This window comes from Paraburkholderia sp. SIMBA_030 (genome assembly GCF_046535245.1).
Taxonomy (GTDB): domain Bacteria; phylum Pseudomonadota; class Gammaproteobacteria; order Burkholderiales; family Burkholderiaceae; genus Paraburkholderia.
In genome coordinates this window covers 1-313 of record NZ_JAWRXB010000244.1, presented here as the reverse complement: position 1 = coordinate 313, position 313 = coordinate 1, and the positions used below count along the sequence as shown (strand labels likewise).

Sequence of the window (313 nt, the reverse complement as noted above, 5' to 3'; positions counted from 1 at the left end):
GTGCCGACAAGACTTCTCAATCGTCGCCTGATGGCAAGCAATGTGAAATTGCGGTGGCAATGCGCAATCTCATCAACAAGGCCACATCTTTTATCTATATCGAGAATCAATTTTTTGTTTCAGGGTTTGGCATCGAGCATACAAATCCCGATACCACCGCAGCCAACGTAACGTCTTCACAGCCGCTATCCGGACCTGCCGCACAGGTTAAAGGGCAAGGATTTGGTGAGTGGGCAACCCGGCGAACTTCAGAGCACGCCGAAGAAGCGCCGAAGAATTTCATTTGTGAAATGCTGGGTCATCGGATCGGGCG

Annotated in this window: 1 pseudogene; it reads left to right on the top strand. The window is 50.8% G+C overall.

Annotated features, from left to right (window positions below):
* A pseudogene (locus SB772_RS39845) lies at window positions 1–313 on the top strand (hypothetical protein); the annotation flags it as partial.